The 19,710-nt window shown below is 72.3% G+C and carries 18 protein-coding genes and 1 riboswitch; of the genes, 13 read left to right on the top strand and 5 right to left on the bottom strand.

All coding sequences use genetic code 11. The features are described 5' to 3' along the window. Window positions 1-352 precede the first annotated feature (352 nt). Window positions 353-982, top strand: a complete 630-nt coding sequence (gene purN / locus ACIP4X_RS09105) for a phosphoribosylglycinamide formyltransferase (RefSeq protein WP_358734033.1) — start codon at window positions 353-355, stop codon at window positions 980-982. Further along, entirely contained in the window at window positions 979-2,544 is a 1,566-nt protein-coding gene (gene purH / locus ACIP4X_RS09100) for a bifunctional phosphoribosylaminoimidazolecarboxamide formyltransferase/IMP cyclohydrolase (RefSeq protein WP_401347511.1), read from the top strand. The genes purN and purH overlap by 4 nt, the downstream gene beginning before the upstream one ends. 78 nt (window positions 2,545-2,622) lie before the next feature. Here purH and ACIP4X_RS09095 read toward each other — a convergent pair whose 3' ends face one another. Together ACIP4X_RS09095 and ACIP4X_RS09090 are read right to left on the bottom strand one after the other, a co-directional pair. Then, window positions 2,623-3,354 (bottom strand): FHA domain-containing protein, encoded by a 732-nt coding sequence (locus ACIP4X_RS09095; protein ID WP_401347509.1) that lies wholly within the window; start codon window positions 3,352-3,354, stop codon window positions 2,623-2,625. A 114-nt stretch (window positions 3,355-3,468) separates the two neighbouring features. Continuing rightward, on the bottom strand, window positions 3,469-4,020 hold the full coding sequence (locus ACIP4X_RS09090) for a hypothetical protein (RefSeq protein ID WP_391456125.1): 552 nt from the start codon (window positions 4,018-4,020) through the stop codon (window positions 3,469-3,471). Between the two features lie 273 nt (window positions 4,021-4,293). Between ACIP4X_RS09090 and ACIP4X_RS09085 the strand changes: the two genes are divergently transcribed. The 7 genes from ACIP4X_RS09085 to ACIP4X_RS09055 all read left to right on the top strand — a co-directional run bounded on the left by ACIP4X_RS09085 (window position 4,294) and on the right by ACIP4X_RS09055 (window position 12,127). After that, entirely contained in the window at window positions 4,294-5,148 is an 855-nt protein-coding gene (locus tag ACIP4X_RS09085) for a bifunctional methylenetetrahydrofolate dehydrogenase/methenyltetrahydrofolate cyclohydrolase (RefSeq protein WP_358734041.1), read from the top strand. Then, window positions 5,138-5,635 carry a DUF3017 domain-containing protein gene (locus tag ACIP4X_RS09080; RefSeq protein ID WP_358734042.1) on the top strand — a complete coding sequence of 166 codons (498 nt, stop codon included), beginning with the start codon at window positions 5,138-5,140 and terminating at the stop codon, window positions 5,633-5,635. The genes ACIP4X_RS09085 and ACIP4X_RS09080 overlap by 11 nt, the downstream gene beginning before the upstream one ends. A 460-nt stretch (window positions 5,636-6,095) precedes the next feature. Next, window positions 6,096-7,490, top strand: a complete 1,395-nt coding sequence (locus ACIP4X_RS09075) for a DUF2690 domain-containing protein (RefSeq protein WP_401347505.1) — start codon at window positions 6,096-6,098, stop codon at window positions 7,488-7,490. A 449-nt stretch (window positions 7,491-7,939) separates the two neighbouring features. Further along, window positions 7,940-8,929, top strand: a complete 990-nt coding sequence (locus ACIP4X_RS09070; protein ID WP_401347502.1) for a malate dehydrogenase — start codon at window positions 7,940-7,942, stop codon at window positions 8,927-8,929. A 202-nt stretch (window positions 8,930-9,131) separates the two neighbouring features. Beyond that, window positions 9,132-10,865, top strand: coding sequence for a hypothetical protein (locus ACIP4X_RS09065; protein ID WP_401347500.1), 1,734 nt, complete (start codon window positions 9,132-9,134; stop codon window positions 10,863-10,865). After that, a complete protein-coding gene (locus ACIP4X_RS09060) occupies window positions 10,849-11,202 on the top strand; it encodes a hypothetical protein (protein WP_358734048.1) in 354 nt (117 codons plus the stop codon). Before ACIP4X_RS09065 ends, ACIP4X_RS09060 begins: the two co-directional genes overlap by 17 nt. A 7-nt stretch (window positions 11,203-11,209) precedes the next feature. Beyond that, window positions 11,210-12,127 carry a hypothetical protein gene (locus ACIP4X_RS09055; RefSeq protein WP_401347497.1) on the top strand — a complete coding sequence of 306 codons (918 nt, stop codon included), beginning with the start codon at window positions 11,210-11,212 and terminating at the stop codon, window positions 12,125-12,127. Window positions 12,128-12,179: 52 nt separating this feature from the next. On the opposite strand, the gene ACIP4X_RS09050 is transcribed toward ACIP4X_RS09055, so the two are convergent. Beyond that, on the bottom strand, window positions 12,180-12,710 hold the full coding sequence (locus ACIP4X_RS09050) for a carboxymuconolactone decarboxylase family protein (RefSeq protein WP_401347495.1): 531 nt from the start codon (window positions 12,708-12,710) through the stop codon (window positions 12,180-12,182). 47 nt (window positions 12,711-12,757) lie between these two features. Between ACIP4X_RS09050 and ACIP4X_RS09045 the strand changes: the two genes are divergently transcribed. Next, window positions 12,758-14,176 carry a PLP-dependent aminotransferase family protein gene (locus ACIP4X_RS09045; RefSeq protein WP_401347492.1) on the top strand — a complete coding sequence of 473 codons (1,419 nt, stop codon included), beginning with the start codon at window positions 12,758-12,760 and terminating at the stop codon, window positions 14,174-14,176. 30 nt (window positions 14,177-14,206) lie between these two features. On the opposite strand, the gene ACIP4X_RS09040 is transcribed toward ACIP4X_RS09045, so the two are convergent. After that, the gene (locus tag ACIP4X_RS09040) at window positions 14,207-15,061 is read right to left on the bottom strand and encodes a hypothetical protein (RefSeq protein WP_401347766.1); all 855 of its coding nucleotides are present in this window, start codon (window positions 15,059-15,061) and stop codon (window positions 14,207-14,209) included. 134 nt (window positions 15,062-15,195) lie between these two features. Next, window positions 15,196-15,284, top strand: a riboswitch (ZMP/ZTP riboswitch). Between the two features lie 30 nt (window positions 15,285-15,314). Here ACIP4X_RS09040 and ACIP4X_RS09035 point away from each other — a divergent pair. The 3 genes from ACIP4X_RS09035 to ACIP4X_RS09025 all read left to right on the top strand — a co-directional run bounded on the left by ACIP4X_RS09035 (window position 15,315) and on the right by ACIP4X_RS09025 (window position 18,652). After that, window positions 15,315-16,769, top strand: a complete 1,455-nt coding sequence (locus ACIP4X_RS09035; protein ID WP_391456141.1) for a glycine hydroxymethyltransferase — start codon at window positions 15,315-15,317, stop codon at window positions 16,767-16,769. Between the two features lie 124 nt (window positions 16,770-16,893). Then, a complete protein-coding gene (gene trpS, locus ACIP4X_RS09030) occupies window positions 16,894-17,907 on the top strand; it encodes a tryptophan--tRNA ligase (protein WP_358734056.1) in 1,014 nt (337 codons plus the stop codon). 163 nt (window positions 17,908-18,070) lie between these two features. Then, on the top strand, window positions 18,071-18,652 hold the full coding sequence (locus ACIP4X_RS09025; protein ID WP_401347489.1) for a 2'-5' RNA ligase family protein: 582 nt from the start codon (window positions 18,071-18,073) through the stop codon (window positions 18,650-18,652). Window positions 18,653-18,905: 253 nt separating this feature from the next. On the opposite strand, the gene ACIP4X_RS09020 is transcribed toward ACIP4X_RS09025, so the two are convergent. Next, window positions 18,906-19,670: a decaprenylphospho-beta-D-erythro-pentofuranosid-2-ulose 2-reductase gene (locus ACIP4X_RS09020; protein WP_358734060.1), complete on the bottom strand. Its 765-nt coding sequence runs from the start codon at window positions 19,668-19,670 to the stop codon at window positions 18,906-18,908. Window positions 19,671-19,710: the final 40 nt, after the last annotated feature.

Below are 19,710 nucleotides of genomic sequence, written 5' to 3'. Positions count from 1 at the left end.
GGTCTGGCACGAATGGTCTGGCACAACTACGGGTCCGGCACGTCCGGTCGGGCGCGGAGGGTCCGGCACGACCGTGCCGGCACGGATCCTTCCGGTGCTGAGCATCCCCCCGAGTGCGCTGGGTGCCCACGGTCCGGGGTCTCTCACCGCGTCAACGCACGGTGCGTGCGCTGCGTTCCCGAACCGGCTCCTCCCAGACGCTACCTTCCGGCCACGCCCCCGTCCCATGGGGGCCGTCCGATGTGCCGGTATCGTTGCTGACGGTCGGCCGCTTCGTAGGCTTCCCCGTATCCGGAAGCGTGAAGCATTCGTACGACCGTACAAAACAGCTTCCCCGAGAAAGGGCCCCATCGTGGCCGCCAAGCCCGTGGCCAAGCGCCTCGTCGTGCTGGTCTCCGGATCAGGCACCAATCTTCAGGCGCTCCTCGACGCGATCGCCGACGAGGGAGTCGGGGCCTACGGCGCCGAGATCGTCGCCGTGGGTGCCGACCGCGACGGCATCGAGGGGCTGGCGCGCGCGGAGCGCGCCGGGCTGCCGACCTTCGTCCGGAGGGTCAAGGACTACGGCACGCGCGAGGAGTGGGACGCGGCGCTCGCCGAGGCCGTCGCCGCCCACGAGCCCGACCTCGTCGTCTCCGCCGGGTTCATGAAGATCGTGGGGAAGGAGTTCCTCGCGCGGTTCGGCGGGCGGTTCGTCAACACGCACCCCGCCCTGCTGCCCAGTTTTCCCGGGGCCCACGGTGTGCGGGACGCGCTCGCGTACGGCGCCAGGGTCACCGGCTGCACCGTCCACTTCGTCGACGACGGCGTCGACACCGGCCCGATCATCGCCCAGGGCGTGGTCGAGGTCCGGGACGAGGACGACGAGAGCGCGCTGCACGAGCGCATCAAGGAAGTCGAGCGAAGGCTGCTCGTCGAGGTCGTGGGGCGGCTCGCCCGCAACGGCTATCGCATCGAGGGACGAAAGGTAGTTATCCAGTGACCGCCGAGAGCAACAAGCGGCCCATCCGGCGCGCGCTCGTCAGCGTCTACGACAAGACCGGCCTGGAGGAGCTCGCGCGCGGGCTGCACGAAGCCGGCGTCGGACTCGTCTCCACCGGCTCGACCGCCGCCCGGATCGCCGCGGCCGGCGTGCCCGTCACCAAGGTCGAGGACCTCACGGGCTTCCCCGAGTGCCTGGACGGCCGGGTCAAGACCCTGCACCCCAAGGTGCACGCCGGCATCCTCGCCGACCTGCGCCTGGAGGACCACCGGCGGCAGCTCGGCGAGCTGGGCGTCGAGCCCTTCGACCTCGTCGTGGTCAACCTCTACCCGTTCCGCGAGACCGTCGCCTCCGGTGCCTCGCCCGACGAGTGCGTCGAGCAGATCGACATCGGCGGTCCCTCGATGGTCCGCGCCGCCGCCAAGAACCACCCGTCCGTGGCCGTCGTCACCAGCCCGGACCGCTACGCCGACGTCCTCGCCGCGGTGCAGGACGGTGGCTTCGACCTCGCCACCCGCAAGCGTCTCGCCGCCGAGGCCTTCCAGCACACGGCCGCCTACGACGTGGCCGTCGCCTCCTGGTTCGCCTCCTCCTACGCGCCCGAGGACGACTCCTCCTTCCCCGACTTCCTCGGCGCCACCTACGAGCGGAAGAACACCCTCCGCTACGGCGAGAACCCGCACCAGCCCGCCGCCCTCTACACCGGCGGGCCGGTCGGCGGCCTCGCCGAGGCCGAGCAGCTGCACGGCAAGGAGATGTCGTACAACAACTACACGGACACGGACGCCGCCCGCCGTGCCGCGTACGACCACGACGAGCCCTGCGTCGCGATCATCAAGCACGCCAACCCGTGCGGCATCGCGGTCGGCGCGGACGTCGCCGCGGCGCACCGCAAGGCCCACGCGTGCGACCCGCTGTCCGCGTTCGGCGGGGTGATCGCGGTCAACCGCCCGGTCAGCAAGGAGATGGCCGAGCAGGTCGCGGAGATCTTCACCGAGGTCATCGTCGCGCCGGACTACGAGGACGGTGCGCTGGAGGCCCTCGCCAAGAAGAAGAACATCCGGGTGCTGAAGGCCCCGGACGGCCCGTGCGGGCGGGTGGAGGCCACGCACATCGACGGTGGCGTGCTGCTCCAGGTCACCGACCGGCTCCAGGCCGACGGCGACGACCCGGCCCACTGGACCCTCGCCAGCGGCGAGGCGCTGCCGGCCGAGGAGCTGGCCGAGCTCGCCTTCGCGTGGCGGGCCTGCCGGGCGGTCAAGTCCAACGCGATCCTGCTCGCCAAGGACGGCGCCTCGGTCGGCGTCGGCATGGGCCAGGTCAACCGCGTCGACTCCTGCAAGCTGGCGGTCGAGCGGGCCGGCGCCGAGCGGGCCGAGGGCTCCTACGCGGCCTCGGACGCGTTCTTCCCGTTCCCGGACGGCCCCGAGATCCTCATCGCCGCCGGTGTCCGCGCGATCGTCCAGCCGGGCGGCTCGATCCGCGACGAGCAGGTCGTCGAGGCCGCGCAGAAGGCGGGCGTGACGATGTACTTCACCGGGACCCGCCACTTCTTCCACTGACACCTTTTCCGCTGATCGGCGAGCGCCCCTGACGACCGCGGCCTCCGGCCCTCTCCATGAGAGGGCCGGAGGCCGCGCTCACGCCTGGCCCGCGAGGAGGGCCAGGTCGTCCTCGCGCACCAGGTCGAAGCGCAGGGCCAGGGAGACCAGCGACTCCTTCTTCCCGTTGAGCCGGGGGCCGGTCCCGGCGGTCTCCGGGCCGGGCTTCAGCCGCAGCTTCACGGCCAGGTAGTCGATGTTCCACTGCACCGAGGTGCGGGACGCGGCCGGCCAGGCCGGGCGCAGCCGCTCGACCACCTGGTCGACGGTCGGCGCGGCGGCGTGCGGGTCCCCGCGCAGCCTCGGTTCGCACAGGGCGGCGAGCACCGCGAAGTAGCGCTTGCTGCGGTCCACGGAGAAGGCGGGCGCCGTGGGTTCGCCGTCGGTTCGGTCCGCGCCGCTCAGATAGTCGTGCCGCGGCGCCCACACCTCGATGGGCAGCAGGTCCCCGGCCGCGGCCAGCACGATCCGGGAGAACCCGAAGGGCACCGGCGCGTCCAGTCGCCCCGGTGCGACCTTGATGTGCTCGCCCGCGCCCTCCGGGTTCTCCACGACGTACGTGTGGCGGGCGGAGAGGTTGCTCAATATCCAGAACGCCCCGTGCGCGGTGATCTCACCGGCGCGGCGGGACACCCCGTCGTGCGCGATCACCAGGTCGTTGTCCGGGGCGGAACGCCCGAAGGCGAGGCGCTCGCAGGGCGCGAGCCGGAACCGGGTGCTGTGTCGTCCGTCCCCCGTGGACGGCGGAGGTAACACGATGATGCTGTACAAGGTGCGTCTCCCCGTGCCTGACGGCTACGGCATCCAGACCAGGGCGACGCACCAGGGCCGTGTCCCACTTTGTGTGGTTCCGGCATGGCCCTCGGAGTAATTGGCGCGAACTGTTCAGTAGCTGGGGCGGTTGAACCAGGCGCTGCCGGCCTTGTTGGCGCAGAAGACGATGATCAGAATGCCCAGGGCGAGGCTGACCAGCGACAGGACGTTGCCGCTCATCAGACTCAGCAGGCTGAACAGGAGGACGAACGAGCTGTACACGATCGCGGAGACGCGCACGCCGCCACGCCCGGTGGAAAACTTCACGCCGGTGAAGATCGCCCAGAACGCGAACGCCAGCATGACGATGCCGACGACGACGATGACAACCGTGCCGATGCTCACCGCCCTGTCCACGTCCGCGGCCGAAAAGTCTTTCTTGTCCGAGAGGGTTTCCCTGATCTTGTCGGCGAACCACTGGTGCGCCACGAGCATCGCCACGCCGCCCAGTGCCTGGAGACCGCCGAGCACGAACAGCATCACGCGGGCGGCCCTCACCGTGCCCGGCATGGTCTGCGGCGCCGGTACGCCGTAGGGCTGCTGCACGGGCGGGGCCTGCGGATAGCCGTAACCGGGCTGCTGCTGCGGTGCGCCGTAGGGGTTGTTCGAGTCGCCGTGACTCATGGCGGTTGCCTCCTCCGTTCATCAGGTGCGGGGACGCGCGGCACCGTACGGAGGAGAGTTCACAGAAGAGCGGTCCGTCCCCCCGAAGAGCTGCCCGCGGCACTGCGGTCATCATGGTTCTTTACCGGCGACTTACTTGTCCACCCGCATTCCGCTTGTGTTGTGCAAGTGCAACATCACCGATCAGGACGGACGGGGGTGCCGGACGGCGACGGAGCGGGCGGGGACCTCCCGGATTGGAACCCGGCGCCGGTCATCCGCGAGGATAAGGACATGACCGCCCAGATTCTCGATGGCAAGGCCACCGCAGCCGAGATCAAAACCGATCTGACCGCCCGCGTGGCGGTGCTGAAGGAGAAGGGCGTCACGCCCGGCCTCGGCACGATCCTGGTCGGGGACGACCCCGGCAGCCGGAAGTACGTCGCCGGCAAACACCGTGACTGCGCCCAGGTCGGCATCGCCTCCATCCAGCGGGAGCTGCCGGCCACGGCGACCCAGGAGGAGATCGAGGCGGTCGTCCGGGAGCTGAACGAGGACCCCACCTGCACCGGCTACATCGTCCAGCTGCCGCTGCCCAAGGGCATCGACGAGAACCGCGTCCTGGAGCTGATGGACCCGGACAAGGACGCGGACGGCCTGCACCCGATGAACCTCGGCCGGCTCGTCCTCAACGAGCCCGCCCCGCTGCCCTGCACCCCCAACGGCGTGCTGACGCTGCTGCGCCGCCACGGCGTGGAGATCAAGGGCGCCGAGGTCGTGGTCGTCGGACGCGGCGTGACCATCGGCCGCCCGATGCCGCTGCTGCTGACCCGGCGCAGCGAGAACGCCACGGTGACCCAGTGCCACACCGGCACCCGTGACCTGTCCGCGCATCTGCGCCGGGCGGACATCATCGTCGCCGCGGCCGGCTCCCCGCACCTGGTCCGCGCCGAGGACGTCAAGCCCGGCGCGGCCGTCCTCGACGTCGGTGTCTCCCGCAACGCCGAGGGCCGGATCGTGGGCGACGTCCACCCGGACGTGGCCCAGGTGGCCGGCTGGCTGTCCCCGAACCCGGGCGGGGTCGGCCCGATGACCCGGGCCCAGCTGCTGGTGAACGTGGTCGAGGCGGCGGAGCGCAGTGTCGGCTGAGGTGGAGGGCACCGGGCGGGAGACCGCTCCCGCGGAGCCGGAGACAGAGGTACGCGACCCGATCGGCGTCGTGGACGCCACGGGCAGGGCGCGCCGGGGCACACGCCGCTTTCCGCTGTTCACCCGGGACACCGCGCGACCGGAGGGCGGCGGCCGGGCCGCGCCCGGCGGCGCCCCGGCACCCGCCCGGCAGTGGCCGCTGCTGGCGGTGCTGGGCACGGTGGGGCTCGGGTTGCTGATGACCGCCTTCGACGCGTTCAGGGTCGGTCTGCTGCTGATCGGCCTCGCGCTGCTCGCCGGGGCCGGACTGCGCTGGTTCCTGCCCCGGGTCGGCATGCTCGCGGTCCGCTCCCGTTTCACGGACATCGTCACCTTCGGCGTGCTGGGCTGCGCCATCGTCCTGCTGGCGCTGATGGCCCAGCCGAGGCCCTGGCTGGAGATTCCGTTCCTGGACGACGCGCTGCACTTCACCGTCCGCAACGGCTAGCGCGCGGCGGCCCGTCCTCTCCCCCGAGTCAGGACGGGCCGCCGCCGCGACCAACCCTCCTGCACGATGAGCGGGCTGTTCAACGCCTGTCCGTGCGCTGTGGCACGGAAGTGACCGTTCCGCTACGGTGTCCGCGCTCTGCCACAGGACCCCGGTCCCGGCTTCGACCGAGGAGTCGGGTACCGCTGCGACGCATGAGGTCACGTCAGGATCCGGTATGTGCCGAAGTGTCGACAGAGCCTGTCATCCGGCTGTGACCGTCCGCCCGTCGGGCTAGCGTGGGCAGTCGCACCGGGCGCGCGCGTCGGCCCGAGTGCTTCCGTGCGCCCCGGGGGCGGGACCTGAGATCCTGGCGGGGCGCGCTCCTGTGGGTAACGAGAACTGGGCAGTGGGAACAGGGAATCGGCACAGGTGTCACGCGCGGGGAACAACCAGCACGTACCGGGGGGAAGGGGAAGCGATGCCTCGTTGGAAGGCCTTGCCCGATGAACTCGATCCGCAGATCAGGGAGTTCGCGAGTCAGTTGCGCAGGCTCGTGGACCGAGGCGGTCTGAGCGTCGCGGCGCTCGCCGATCGCACGGGTTACAGCAAGACGTCCTGGGAGCGGTATCTCAACGGACGGCTCCTGGCACCCAAGGGCGCGGTCGTCGCGCTCGCGGAGGTCACCGGCACCAATCCGGTCCACCTCACGACCATGTGGGAGCTGGCCGAACGGGCCTGGAGCCGCGCGGAGATGCGCCACGACCGGACCATGGAGGCCATTCGGATAGCCCAGGCGCGGGTCGCGCTCGGGGAGGCCGGCGCCGAGGTGGGCGGGGGGAAGGCCGTCCGCAGGAACGGCACCGCGACGGCGGACCCGGGGAGCGCGGGTCCGGCGGGCGCGTCCCCCGCGGTGCCCGCGCAGCCGACGGCGTCCGACGCCGACGCCCGCGAGGGTACGGCGCGGAAGGCGCCGCCGTCCCCGGAGGACGCCGTGGCGACGGCTTACCTCCCGGCCACCGCACCCGGGCCCGCCGCTCCCGGCGCCGGTCCGGACTCCGACCGCTCCGCCTCCGACGCCCGCCCCGACCCGACCGCGGGAGCCACCGGAGCCGGTTCGGGCTCCGGCTCCCAGACGTCGACGGGCGGCAACTCCTGGGGGCTCGCCGGTTACCGCGGACCGTCCCGCACGGGCGGCCGCGCCTCCGAGGCCAAGGCGCCCGCGTCCGGCGACGCCGGGCCGGCCGCCGGACTCACGAGCCCGCAGCCCGTGGTCTCCCCCGGCTCCTGCGCCCAGAGCGACCCCGGCGGCCCGTACACCCCGGCGTCCCCGGGCCAGTACGGGGAGCCCCCGCGCTCTTCCCGCCCCGCTCCGTCCGGCGGCGGGGGACGGAAACGGCAGGTGCTGATGTTCCTCGCGGGTGCGGCCAGCTCCCTGGCCGTGATCGGCGCCGTCTTCCTCCTCACCGGCGGCGGGGACGGCAAGAACGCCGCGGACGCGACCAAGTCGCCCTCCCCCTCCGCCGACGTCAGCCTGCCGCCCGGCGTCAAGTGCGTGGCGGACGGCTGCACCGGCAAGGACGCCGAGGCCATGGGGTGCAGCGGCAACCTGGTGAGCACGGCCGAGAGCGTCACCGTCGGCGCGACCCTGGTCGAGGTCCGCTACAGCAAGACCTGCGGCGCCGCCTGGGCCCGTATCACCCGGGCCGTCCAGGGCGACGAGGTCCGGGTCACGGTCGGCTCGCGCACGGAGCGCGGCACCCTCGCGGCGGACGGCGAGACGATCGCGTACACGCCCATGGTCGCGGTGCGGGACGCGACGCAGGCCAAGGCATGCGTGACGCTGGCGTCCGGACTGACGGGGTGCACCGGCTAGTGCCGTGCCGGGGCGTCGCGAGCCGGTGAACCTTTCCGGTCGCAGCACTGGAGACGCCCTGGGAGGCCACCGTGGCGGTGGGGGCCGTTCGGATGACGAGTCGCACGGGGCAGGTGTGGGGGCCGCCGAACCGGGCACGCGGACAGTACCCCCACGGGAGTCCGGTTCTCCGGCAACCCCCATACGGCGGCCGCCCTCGTCCCTCCTCTCCCGGACGGGCGGCCGCCTCTCCCACGTCACCGGGACACTCTGTGGGCCGGGCCACAGGGGCCCGGCCGTCCGAGATCCCGGAGAGGCGATAGCCTGACGGCTGGATCTCTCTTGACGCCAAGAGATCGATCATCCGTTGAGTGATCGGTCATCGCGGCGCCGCCGGTCAGCGGCCGGCGGCGGGATCCCGCACCCCGGGGCAGGGACGCCCCACCGCCAGCTGTCATACGGAGAACGCCATGACCCGCACTCCCGTGAACGTCACCGTCACCGGCGCGGCCGGCCAGATCGGTTACGCCCTGCTCTTCCGCATCGCCTCCGGCCAGCTGCTCGGCGCGGACGTGCCGGTCAAACTGCGCCTCCTGGAGATCACGCCGGCGCTGAAGGCCGCCGAGGGCACGGCCATGGAGCTCGACGACTGCGCGTTCCCGCTGCTTCAGGGCATCGACATCAGCGACGACCCGAACGTCGCCTTCGACGGTGCCAACGTCGCCCTCCTCGTCGGCGCCCGCCCGCGCACCAAGGGCATGGAGCGCGGCGACCTCCTCGAGGCCAACGGCGGCATCTTCAAGCCGCAGGGCAAGGCCATCAACGACCACGCCGCGGACGACATCAAGGTCCTGGTTGTCGGCAACCCGGCGAACACCAACGCGCTGATCGCCCAGGCCGCCGCCCCGGACGTGCCGGCCGAGCGCTTCACCGCGATGACCCGTCTGGACCACAACCGCGCGCTCACCCAGCTCGCGAAGAAGACGGGTTCCACGGTCGCCGACATCAAGCGCCTGACCATCTGGGGCAACCACTCCGCGACCCAGTACCCGGACATCTTCCACGCCACGGTCGCCGGCAAGAACGCCGCCGAGGTCGTGAACGACGAGAAGTGGCTGGCCGAGGACTTCATCCCGACCGTCGCCAAGCGCGGCGCGGCCATCATCGAGGCCCGCGGCGCCTCGTCGGCCGCCTCCGCCGCCAACGCGGCCATCGACCACGTCCACACCTGGGTCAACGGCACCGCCGCGGGAGACTGGGCTTCCATGGGTATCCCGTCGGACGGCTCCTACGGCGTCCCGGAGGGCCTGATCTCCTCCTTCCCGGTCACCTGCAAGGACGGCGCGTACGAGATCGTCCAGGGCCTGGAGATCAACGACTTCTCCCGCGCCCGCATCGAGGCCTCCGTCAAGGAGCTGGAGGAGGAGCGCGACGCGGTCCGCTCCCTCGGCCTCATCTGAGCCACCGAGCCCGTCCGCAGGGCCCCGTTCCGGTTCCGGCCGGAGCGGGGCCCCGCGTGTCGGCGCCCGCGTACGCCGGTGCGGCCCGTGTCACCGCGGTGCCCACTTGACAATCCGCTTCCCGCGCGGCTTTCCGCCCCCCTATGCTGATGGACCATCAGTTCCTTCGAACTGAGGACCGTTCACACCTCGGGGGAGTCGCGTGAGCACCGTATCCGTGCCGCACCAGTCGCAGCCGCCGCCCCCGGACGCGTCCCCGCCCGTGCCGCCGTACGCCAGCGAGGCCACCCGGCTGCTGTGCGCGGGTGCCTACCTGGACACCGAGTACCGGAACCGGGTCATCGACGAGCTGTACGTCAACGAGCAGCGCCTCTGTGCGCCTTCGCCGGGCTTCGACGCGGCGCGGGTCCTGGCCCACGCCCTGCGTGCGCGACGTCTTGAACTGGCCTGGGACGGAGCCATCCTCGGACTGTGGGTGGTGGGCGCCGTGCTGACCGGTTACTGGCTGCTGCTCTTCCTCGTCCCGGGCGTCCTACTGGCCGTCGCCACCCTGCTCAGGGGCAGGAGCGACAACCCGCCGCTGTACCGGCGCGTACCCGCCTGGTTCCTGCGGTGGTACAGCCGTATCGGCCTCGCCTGGTGCTTTCTGCTGACCTTGTTCGTCGCGTTCTTCGGTGGTGGCCCCTTTTCCTCGGGCAGGTCGGGGTACTACGACGAGTACGGGACGTCGGGCGCCTCACCGGCCGACCTGCTCACCCCGTTCGAGGTCCAGGCGATCGTTCTCCGTCTGCAGGCATGGTTCTCGCTCGCCGTCCTCGTGCTCATCGCCCTCTGCCTCGCCGCCCGGCGCAGCCAGGTCTCCCGGGCGTTGCTGGCGGAACTCTCCCCTCAGCGCTTCCCGGACGCCGCGAGCGATCCGGCGCTGCGGGCCGAGGGCGGACGGTTCCAGCGGCTGGCCGGGCGTGTCCTCGCCGAACAGCACCAGCAGTTGGTCATGTATCACGAGGCCCGCCCGTTCTGCGGGGCCGGAACCGCGCACGACACCTGGGTGCTCGCCGTCGAACTGCGCCCCGACCGCATGAAGAAGCAGCGACCGCTGAGCAACAGGGCGGTCCTGGAGACCGTCCGCCCCCTGCTGGAACAGCTCCGCGAATCGGCGACGACCGCCGCCTTCCCCGTGCGCGACCGGCTGCGCCGCCTCGAGATCGGCGAGTACGTCTTCCTGCCCGTCGAGGGAATGCTGCGCCGCGAGGACGCCCCGTACGATCCGCAGGCCTTCGAGAGCCACCGGATGCGCGCGGCCGAGGAAGGAGCCGAGAAACGGAGGCACTTCCTGTGCGCGCGGGTCGACGGCTGGGAGGGGGAGCTGATCGTCAGTGTCTTCGTCCGCGTGCACACCCAGGGCCGGATGCTCATGCTGGAAGTCGCCCCGCACGTACTGAACCCGGTGCGCCAGGAGTTCAAGGACGCCGACCGCACCGCTCACCGCTACAACCGCAACACCCTGCTCGGCAAGGCCGCCTACGCCGTGCCGCGGGTACCGGTGTCCCCGGGCATCGCCCTGTTCGGCCTGGGGCGGATGATCCGTTTCGGCTGGCGGCTGCTGACGTCCGGCAACGCCGGCGCGCTGCCCGAGGGCCCCGCCCTGTCGGTGCGTGAGCTGGGGTCGGCGCCGGAGGGATCGCTGTTCCAGCAGATGGACGTGGACCGCTATCTGCGCACGATCCAGGACCGGATCGCGCACGGCGTGCGCGCCGCGCTCGCCGACGCCGGGTACCAGACCGACGAGTTCGTCCAGAAGATCGTCAACATCAGCAACGGCGGCGTGAACATCGACTCGGTGGAGAGCTCCACCTTCGCCGTCGGTTCGCATGCGACCGCAAGCAGCGGCACCGAGCCGCGGAAGGGAACGGGCAGCGATGACCGACCCGCATGAGCCGAACGTGACCATGGGGAACGTCTCGGGCAGCACCTTCGCCATCGGCAGCCACGCCAGCGCGGTCGGCCACCACGGCGCGGGACCGCAGCGCGACGAGGCCACCGAGCAGCTGCTGGCCGCGGTGCGCGAGCTGCGCGCCGACCTGACCCGGGTGCGCGGCACCGAGCAGACCGCCGCGCTGGACGCCGAACTGGCCGGTACGGACGAGGAGATCACCACAACGGGCCAGGCCGGCCCGTCCCGGCGTGAGCGACTGCGCGCGCTGCTCGCCGACTCCCAGTCCCTGCTGAACGTCCTCGCCTCCGCGGGTGCCGTGGCGGGACTGCTGGGGTGAGAGCGCGATGAGCGGGGGACAGCGTTACTGGAACGAGGAGACCCAGCGCTGGGAGGACGGCACCCGGGACGTGGCACCGGCGACCCCGCCGCCGCCCGCCCGGCCGGTGCACATGCCGGCATGGCCGCCGGTCGAGGTCCGCGATCCCGACGCCGAGGCACCCACCGGCACCTGGCCCGCGGCGCCCCCACTCCCACCCGCGCCCCCGCCCGCGCCCGGCGGGCACAGCCGCCGCACCGCCTGGACGGTGATCGGCGCGGCCGCCGCCGCGGGCGTGGCCGTCGCCCTGGTGGTGACCCTCGGTCTGGGCGGCGGGAGCAACGACGGCAACCGGGTGGCCGCCACGACGAGCGGCCCGCCGGTCGTGTCCGAACCGCCCCCTGCCACGTACACCTCACTGGAACCGGACACCGAAACGCCGTCGCCGTCGGCCGACGAGCCGCCCGCCGGCTACACCGTCCACGACGATCCGGAGGGCTTCCGCATCGCCGTGCCCGACGGCTGGCAGCACCAGCGGTCCACCGTGCCCTCCCAGTACGGCATGGACATCGTCAACTACCGTGATGACACGGGCCGTCACCGGCTCCAGGTGTACGAGGTGCAGGAGGCCTCCCCGGACGCGTCGTTCGACCTGTACCTGTCCGATCAGGTGCCCAAGCCCCGGGGATTCCGGAAGCTCTCCCTGGTGAACCTGGACAGCGGCGACTTCACCGGCTCCCGGCTGGAGTACCTGGCCGACTCCCTCAAGGGCGAACCGGACATCGGCACCTGGTACGTCGTGGACGAACGCTTCCAGGCCGCCGACGGCAGGCTGTACGCGCTCGCCTCCTACGGGCCCGAGTCCGACGGCCGCCAGGACGAGCAGGAGGTCCTCAGCACGGCGCTGGACTGGTTCTGCCCCTCCGCCGCCACCTGCGAGGACTGACCCGCCGCCGCCCCGGGGGCCGGCCGCCCGGCCGGCCCCCGGGGCGGGGCCGTCACTTGTACTGGCCGGACGTGTAGTGGCCCGGGACGGCGCGGGTCGTCACACCGAACCGGTTCCAGGCGTTGATCACCGTGATCGAGGCGATCAGATGGGCCAGCTCGGCCTCGTCGAAGTGCGCGGCGGCCCTCTCGTACACCTCGTCGGGCACGAAGCCGTCGGTGAGGACGGTGACGGCCTCGGTCAGCTCGATCGCGGCGAGCTCCTTCTCCGAATAGAAGTGCCGCGACTCCTCCCAGGCGGCCAGCTGCACGATCCGCTCCACGCTCTCGCCGGCCGCGAGCGCGTCCTTGGTGTGCATGTCCAGGCAGAACGCGCAGTGGTTGAGCTGCGAGGCACGGATCTTGACCAGCTCGCGCAGCCGCGGATCGAGGCCCTGGCCCGCGGCCGCGTCAAGTCGGACCATCGCCTTGTAGACCTCGGGGGCGTGCTTGGCCCACTGCATGCGGGGCTCGTGCTCGGGCGCGTACGCGGGTGCGCCGTCGGTGGTGTCCACGGGTTCGCCGGTGTTCGTCGTCGTAGCCATACGTCCGACCCTATGAGCGAAGCAGCCCAGGAGTATGGTCCATTTCCATGGCGGAATCATGGGCCATTCCGGGCCTGGACCTGCATCTGGAACCAGCCGGACCCGGCGTGCGCCGCGGCCTCACCGACGCGCTGCGCGAGGCGGTCCGCGGCGGCCGCCTGGCCCCCGGAACCCGGCTGCCCTCCTCCCGCAGCCTCGCCGCCGACCTGGGCATCGCCCGCAACACGGTCGCCGACGCCTACGCCGACCTGGTCGCCGAGGGCTGGCTCACCGCCCGCCAGGGCTCCGGCACGCGCGTGGCCACACGGGCACCCGCCTCGCCGTTCGCGCCGTCGCCGAGCACGGACGCCCGGCGGCCCGGCCCGGCCCTGCGGCCCCGCGAACGCCCCCGCCCCGTCCACGACCTCGTCCCCGGCACCCCGGACCTCGCCTCCTTCCCCCGCACACAGTGGCTCAAGGCCGCCCGCCACGCCCTGGCCACCGCCCCCTACCACGCCCTCGGTTACGGCGACCCGCGCGGCCGCCCCGAACTGCGCACCGCCCTGGCCGGCCATCTCGCCCGGGTCAGGGGCGTCCGCACCGACCCCGACCACCTGCTGGTGTGCGCGGGCTTCTCGCACGGACTGCGGATCCTCGGCATGGTGCTGCGGGCCCGCGGCGTCACCACGGTCGCCGTCGAGTCGTACGGCCTCGACGTGCACTGGGACATCCTGGCCCGCGCGGGCCTGCGCACCCGCCCCCTGCCCTTCGACGGACTCGGCACCGTCACCGGCGACCTGACCGGACCCGGAGCGGTCCTGCTCACCCCCGCCCACCAGTTCCCGATGGGCGTGCCCCTGCACCCCGACCGGCGCGCGGCCGTGACCGACTGGGCCCGGCGCACCGGCGGCCTGATCCTGGAGGACGACTACGACGGCGAGTTCCGCTACGACCGCCAGCCCGTCGGCGCGCTCCAGGGACTCGACCCCGACCGTGTGGTGTACCTGGGCACGGCGAGCAAGTCCCTGGCCCCCGGACTGCGCCTCGCCTGGATGGCCCTGCCCCCGTCCCTCATGGAGGAGGCCACCGCCGCCAAGGGGCCCTCCGACACCTGCGGGGTGCTGGACCAGCTGACGCTCGCGGAGTTCATCACCTCCGGCGCCTACGACCGCCATGTGCGCGCGGCCCGGCTGCGCTATCGGCGCCGCCGTGACGCCTTGGTCGAAGCCCTCGCCACCCGCGCGCCGGACGTCCGCCCCACCGGCATCGCCGCCGGTCTGCACGCCGTGCTGCGCCTGCCGCCCGGCACCGAACCCGCGGTGGTCCAGGCGGCCGCCTGGCAGGGCCTCGCCCTTCACGGACTGTCCCGCTTCCGCCATGAGCAGGCCGCCGTGGCACCGCTGGACGCGCTGGTCGTCGGCTACGGCACCCCACCGGACCACGCGTGGGCGGGCGCCCTGGACGCCCTGTGCCGGGTGCTGCCCTGACGGTCCGCCGGACGGCCCGTCGAGCGGTCATCACGCCTTCGTGGCGGGCAACTCCTCGACCGGCCCCCGCTCGACCGGCGCCTCCCCGAACCGCGCCAGCGCCAGGGCGCCCGCCACCGCCACCGCGAAGCCGAGCACCGCGAGCCAGGCCAGGCCCTCGCGGGTGCGGTCGCCCAGCCACACCACCCCGACGGCCGCGGGGCCGATCGTCTCGCCGATGACCATGCCCGCGGTGGGCGTGGTCACCGAACCGCGCTGGAGCGCCGAGGTCAGCAGCAGGAAGGCGGCGCCTCCGCCGATGAGCAGCGCGTAGGCCGCCGGGTTGGTGAACAGCGCCGACGGGGCGAGCGAGTCGATCAGCCGCACCGTCACCTCGACCACGCCGAAGCCGAAGCCCGCTCCCAGGCCGAGCAGCAGGGCGCGGGAGCGCTCGGGCAGACGCCCCGCGACCGCCCCGAGCAGCAGCACGGCCAGCGCCGCGCCGAGCATCGCCCACCTCAGCGCCGCCGAACCGTCCTCGTGGCCCTCCGTGCCCGAGGCCAGTCCCAGCATGGCCAGACCGGCGCAGACGACGCCCACCGCCGACCACTCCAGCGAGCTGAGCCGCACCCGCAGCAGCCGGGACGCGGTCACCGCCGTCACCGCGAGGCTGGCGGCGAGGGCCGCGCCGACCACGTAGATCGGCAGCGAGCGCAGGGCCGCGATCTGGAGCAGGAAGCCGAGGCCGTCCAGGCCCAGGCCCGCCAGATACCGCCACTGCCGCACCGCCCGCAGCAGCAGCGCCGCCTCCCCGCCCCCGCCGGTGTCCGCCGCGGCGCGCGCGGCGATGGCCTGGAGCACCGTCGCCGTCCCGAAACACACCGCCGCACCGAGCGCACACACCATTCCGAAGAGCACGAGGCGACTCTAGGGGAGTGAGGCGTCCGCGCGTCGCCCGATCCGGGACGCCGGTCCAGCGGCCGGTTCTCGCTCGCATGGCGGACACGCGAACGGTGCCGCGGGGTGGTCCCGGTAGGCTGACGGCGGGCCGTGACTGGCGCGCTGGGATGGGACCGACCATCGGGGAGCGGCCCGAGCGGAAAGTGTGCCGTGCGCCTGGGCCGTAACGTGAACGCCGATGCCACGTCCGGAGGTCCCGATGCCTGAGAACACCGCGCCCCTGTCCAACGAGTCCACCGCCTTCCGTGCCGCCCTCGACGTGATCCGCGCCGTCGAGCCGCGCGTGGCCGACGCCATCGGCCAGGAGGTCGCCGACCAGCGCGAGATGCTCAAGCTGATCGCCTCCGAGAACTACGCCTCCCCGGCCACCCTGCTGACCATGGGCAACTGGTTCAGCGACAAGTACGCCGAGGGCACCGTCGGCCGCCGCTTCTACGCCGGCTGCCGCAACGTCGACACCGTCGAGTCGCTGGCCGCCGAGCACGCGCGGGAACTCTTCGGCGCCCGCCACGCCTACGTCCAGCCGCACTCCGGCATCGACGCCAACCTCGTCGCCTTCTGGGCCGTCCTCGCCCAGCGCGTGGAGGCGCCCGCCCTGGAGAAGGCCGGGGTCCGCCAGGTCAACGACCTCTCCGACGCGGACTGGGCCGAGCTGCGCCGGGCCTTCGGCAACCAGCGCATGCTCGGCATGTCCCTGGACGCCGGCGGCCACCTCACCCACGGCTTCCGCCCGAACATCTCAGGAAAGATGTTCGACCAGCGCTCCTACGGCACCGACCCGGCCACCGGCCTCCTCGACTACGAGGCCCTGCGTGCCTCCGCCCGCGAGTTCAAGCCGCTGATCATCGTCGCCGGCTACTCCGCCTACCCGCGCCTGGTGAACTTCCGGATCATGCGCGAGATCGCGGACGAGGTCGGCGCCACGCTCATGGTCGACATGGCCCACTTCGCGGGACTGGTCGCCGGCAAGGTCCTCACCGGCGACTTCGACCCGGTCCCGCACGCCCAGATCGTCACCACCACCACCCACAAGTCCCTGCGCGGCCCGCGCGGCGGCATGGTCCTGTGCGACGACTCACTCAAGGACCAGGTCGACCGGGGCTGCCCGATGGTCCTCGGCGGTCCCCTCCCGCACGTCATGGCCGCCAAGGCCGTCGCCCTGGCCGAGGCCCGGCAGCCCTCCTTCCAGGACTACGCCCGGCGCATCGTCGACAACTCCCGCGCGCTCGCCGAGGGCCTGACGCGCCGTGGCGCCACCCTCGTCACCGGCGGCACGGACAACCACCTCAACCTGATCGACGTCGCCTCCTCCTACGGCCTCACCGGCCGCCAGGCCGAGGCCGCGCTGCTCGAGTCCGGCATCGTCACCAACCGCAACTCGATCCCGGCCGACCCCAACGGCGCCTGGTACACCTCCGGCATCCGCATCGGCACCCCCGCGCTGACCACGCGCGGTCTGGGCACCGCCGAGATGGACGAGGTCGCCGCCCTGATCGACCGCGTCCTGACGGCCACCGAGCCCGGCACCACCGGCAAGGGCACCCCCTCCAAGGCCCAGCACGTCCTCGACCCGAAGATCGCGGACGAGATCTCCCACCGGGCCACGGACCTCGTGGCGGGCTTCCCCCTCTACCCGGAGATCGACCTCGGCTGACCCGCCCCCGCAGGGGACGCGGAGGCCCCGGGACCCGCGGGTCCCGGGGCCTCCGCGCGCACCGGTTCCCATCTGTTTCCGGCCGGTTCCGGATCGGGCTCCCTTACCTGAGAGAATGGTGAGCATGGCGACTGACCGACCCCGCGTGCTCTCAGGAATCCAGCCCACCGCCGGATCGTTCCACCTCGGCAACTACCTCGGCGCCGTACGCCAGTGGGTGGACCTTCAGGAGTCCCACGACGCCTTCTACATGGTCGTCGACCTGCACGCGATCACGGTCCCGCAGGACCCGGCCGAGCTGCGGGCCAACACCCGGCTCGCCGCCGCCCAGCTGCTGGCCGCCGGGCTGGACCCGGCCCGCTGCACGTTGTTCGTCCAGAGCCACGTCCCCGAGCACGCCCAGCTCGCCTGGGTCATGAACTGCCTCACCGGCTTCGGCGAGGCCGGCCGCATGACCCAGTTCAAGGACAAGTCCCTCAAGCAGGGCACCGACCGGACCACCGTCGGCCTGTTCACGTACCCGATCCTCCAGGTCGCGGACATCCTGCTCTACCAGGCCAACGAGGTGCCGGTCGGCGAGGACCAGCGCCAGCACATCGAACTCACCCGCGACCTCGCCGAGCGCTTCAACGGCCGCTTCGGCCAGACCTTCACCGTCCCGGACGCGTACATCCTCAAGGAGACGGCGAAGATCTACGACCTCCAGGACCCGACGATCAAGATGAGCAAGTCGGCGTCGACGCCGAAGGGCCTCATCAACCTTCTGGACGACCCGAAGGCCACCGCGAAGAAGGTCAAGAGCGCGGTCACGGACACCGACACCGTCATCCGCTACGACCCGGAGACCAAGGCGGGCGTCAGCAACCTCCTGACGATCTATTCGACGCTGACCGGGGCGGGTATCGGCGAACTGGAGGAGAAGTACGCCGGCAAGGGCTACGGTGCGCTCAAGACGGAGCTCGCCGAGGTCATGGTGGAGTTCGTGACGCCGTTCCGGGAGCGGACCCAGCAGTACCTGGACGACCCGGAGACCCTGGACTCGATCCTGGCCAAGGGCGCGGAGAAGGCGCGCGCGGTCGCGGCGGAGACCCTCTCCCAGGCGTACGACCGGGTGGGTTTCCTGCCCGCCAAGCACTGAGGCGCACCACCGCACACGCGCACCGCGGGGCAGAGCGCTGCACATCACTACGGCTGCGTCTGCCCCCAACGGTGCGGTGGTCGTACAGTCATAGCCGGACGGCGGTGACGAAACGGCTGAGAACGAAACAGAAGAACACATCCGGCACGACGAAGGAGACGACGTGGGGACCGTAACGATCGGCGTGTCGATCGCGGTCCCGGAGCCCCACGGCAGCCTGCTCCAGCAGCGGCGCGCGGGCTTCGGCGACGCCGCGGCTCACGGCATCCCCACGCACGTCACCCTGCTCCCGCCGACGGAGGTCGACTCCGCGGAGCTGCCGGCCGTGGAGGCCCATCTGACGGAGGTGGCCGCGGCCGGGCGCCCCTTCACCATGCGGCTGGCCGGCACGGACACGTTCCGGCCCCTGTCCCCGGTGGTCTACGTGCGGGTCGTCGAGGGCGCCGAGGCGTGCGCGTGGCTGCAGAAGCAGGTCCGCGACGCCTCCGGGCCGGTGGCGCGCGAACTCCAGTTCCCCTACCACCCGCATGTGACGGTGGCGCACGGCATCGACGAAGCGGCGATGGACCGCGCCTTCGAGGAACTCGCCGGGTACGAGGCCGAGTGGCCGTGCACCGGGTTCGCCCTGCACGAGCAGGGTCCCGACGGGGTGTGGCGCAAGCTGCGCGAGTTCGGCTTCGGCGGCAGCACGGTGGTGCCTCCGCAGGCGGCGCCCGTGGACCGCGGCACGCTGCCCGCCCGCTAGTGCCCCGACAGGCGACGTTCGCCCCGTCGCGACGCCCGGCACTCCCCCAAGCTCTTCGAGCAGGGGGGACCCCCACTCGCCGCACCGGCCGAAAGCCCAAGTACATCCAGTACGAGGACTTCTGGCCGGCACACCGAGAGCACGCACCGGACGCCGCTCCTTCACGGGCAAACGTTGCCTGCCGCGGCACTAGACACCCCCCGGCGGACCGGGACGGCCCCCGCACGCCGGCGAACGAACACCGCACGGACCGCTACAACGGCAGCCGCCGGTACACCGCGCGCGGCAGATGCCGCAGCACGGTCGTCACCACCCGGAGCACACCCGGCACCCACACCGTCTCCGAGCGCCTGCGCAGGCCGAGTTCGACGGCGGTGGCGACCTGCTCCGGAGTGACGCTGAAGGGTTCGGGCTCGCGGCCGGCGGTCGCCCGGGAGCGCACGAATCCGGGGCGTACGACCATGACGTGCACCCCGGTGCCGTACAGCGCGTCGCCCAGGCCCTGGGTGAAGGTGTCGAGGCCGGCCTTGCTCGAGCCGTAGATGAAGTCCGCGCGGCGGGCGCGTTCGCCGGCGGCCGAGGAGAGCACCACCAGCGAGCCGTGCCCCTGGTCCTGCAGGCCCTGCCCGGTCACCAGGCCCGCGGACACCGCCCCGGTGTAGTTCGTCTGCGCGACCCGAACCGCGTTCAGCGGCGCCCGCTCGTCGTACGCCTGGTCGCCGAGGACGCCGAAGGCCAGCAGCACCAGGTCGACCCGGCCCTCGGCGAAGACCTTGCCGAGGACCGTCTCGTGGGAGGCGCAGTCCAGCGCGTCGAAGGGCACGGTGCGCACCTCCGCCCCCAGGGTGCGCAGATGCCCGGCGGCCTCCTCCAGGGCCGGTGAGGGGCGGCCCGCCAGCCAGACGGTTCGGGTGCGGCGGGCGATCAGGCGGCGCACGGTGGCCAGGGCGATCTCGGATGTGCCGCCGAGGACGAGCACGGACCGGGGAAGACGCGAGAGACCGGGGGCATCCTTCACGGCAGACGACTGTATCGTCCGGTTATGCGTGTTTTGGCGC

Origin of the sequence: Streptomyces sp. NPDC088817 (assembly GCF_044750345.1) — a bacterium.
In the GTDB taxonomy this organism is placed as follows: Bacteria; Actinomycetota; Actinomycetes; order Streptomycetales; family Streptomycetaceae; genus Streptomyces.
This window is presented reverse-complemented; position numbering and strand designations above follow the sequence as displayed.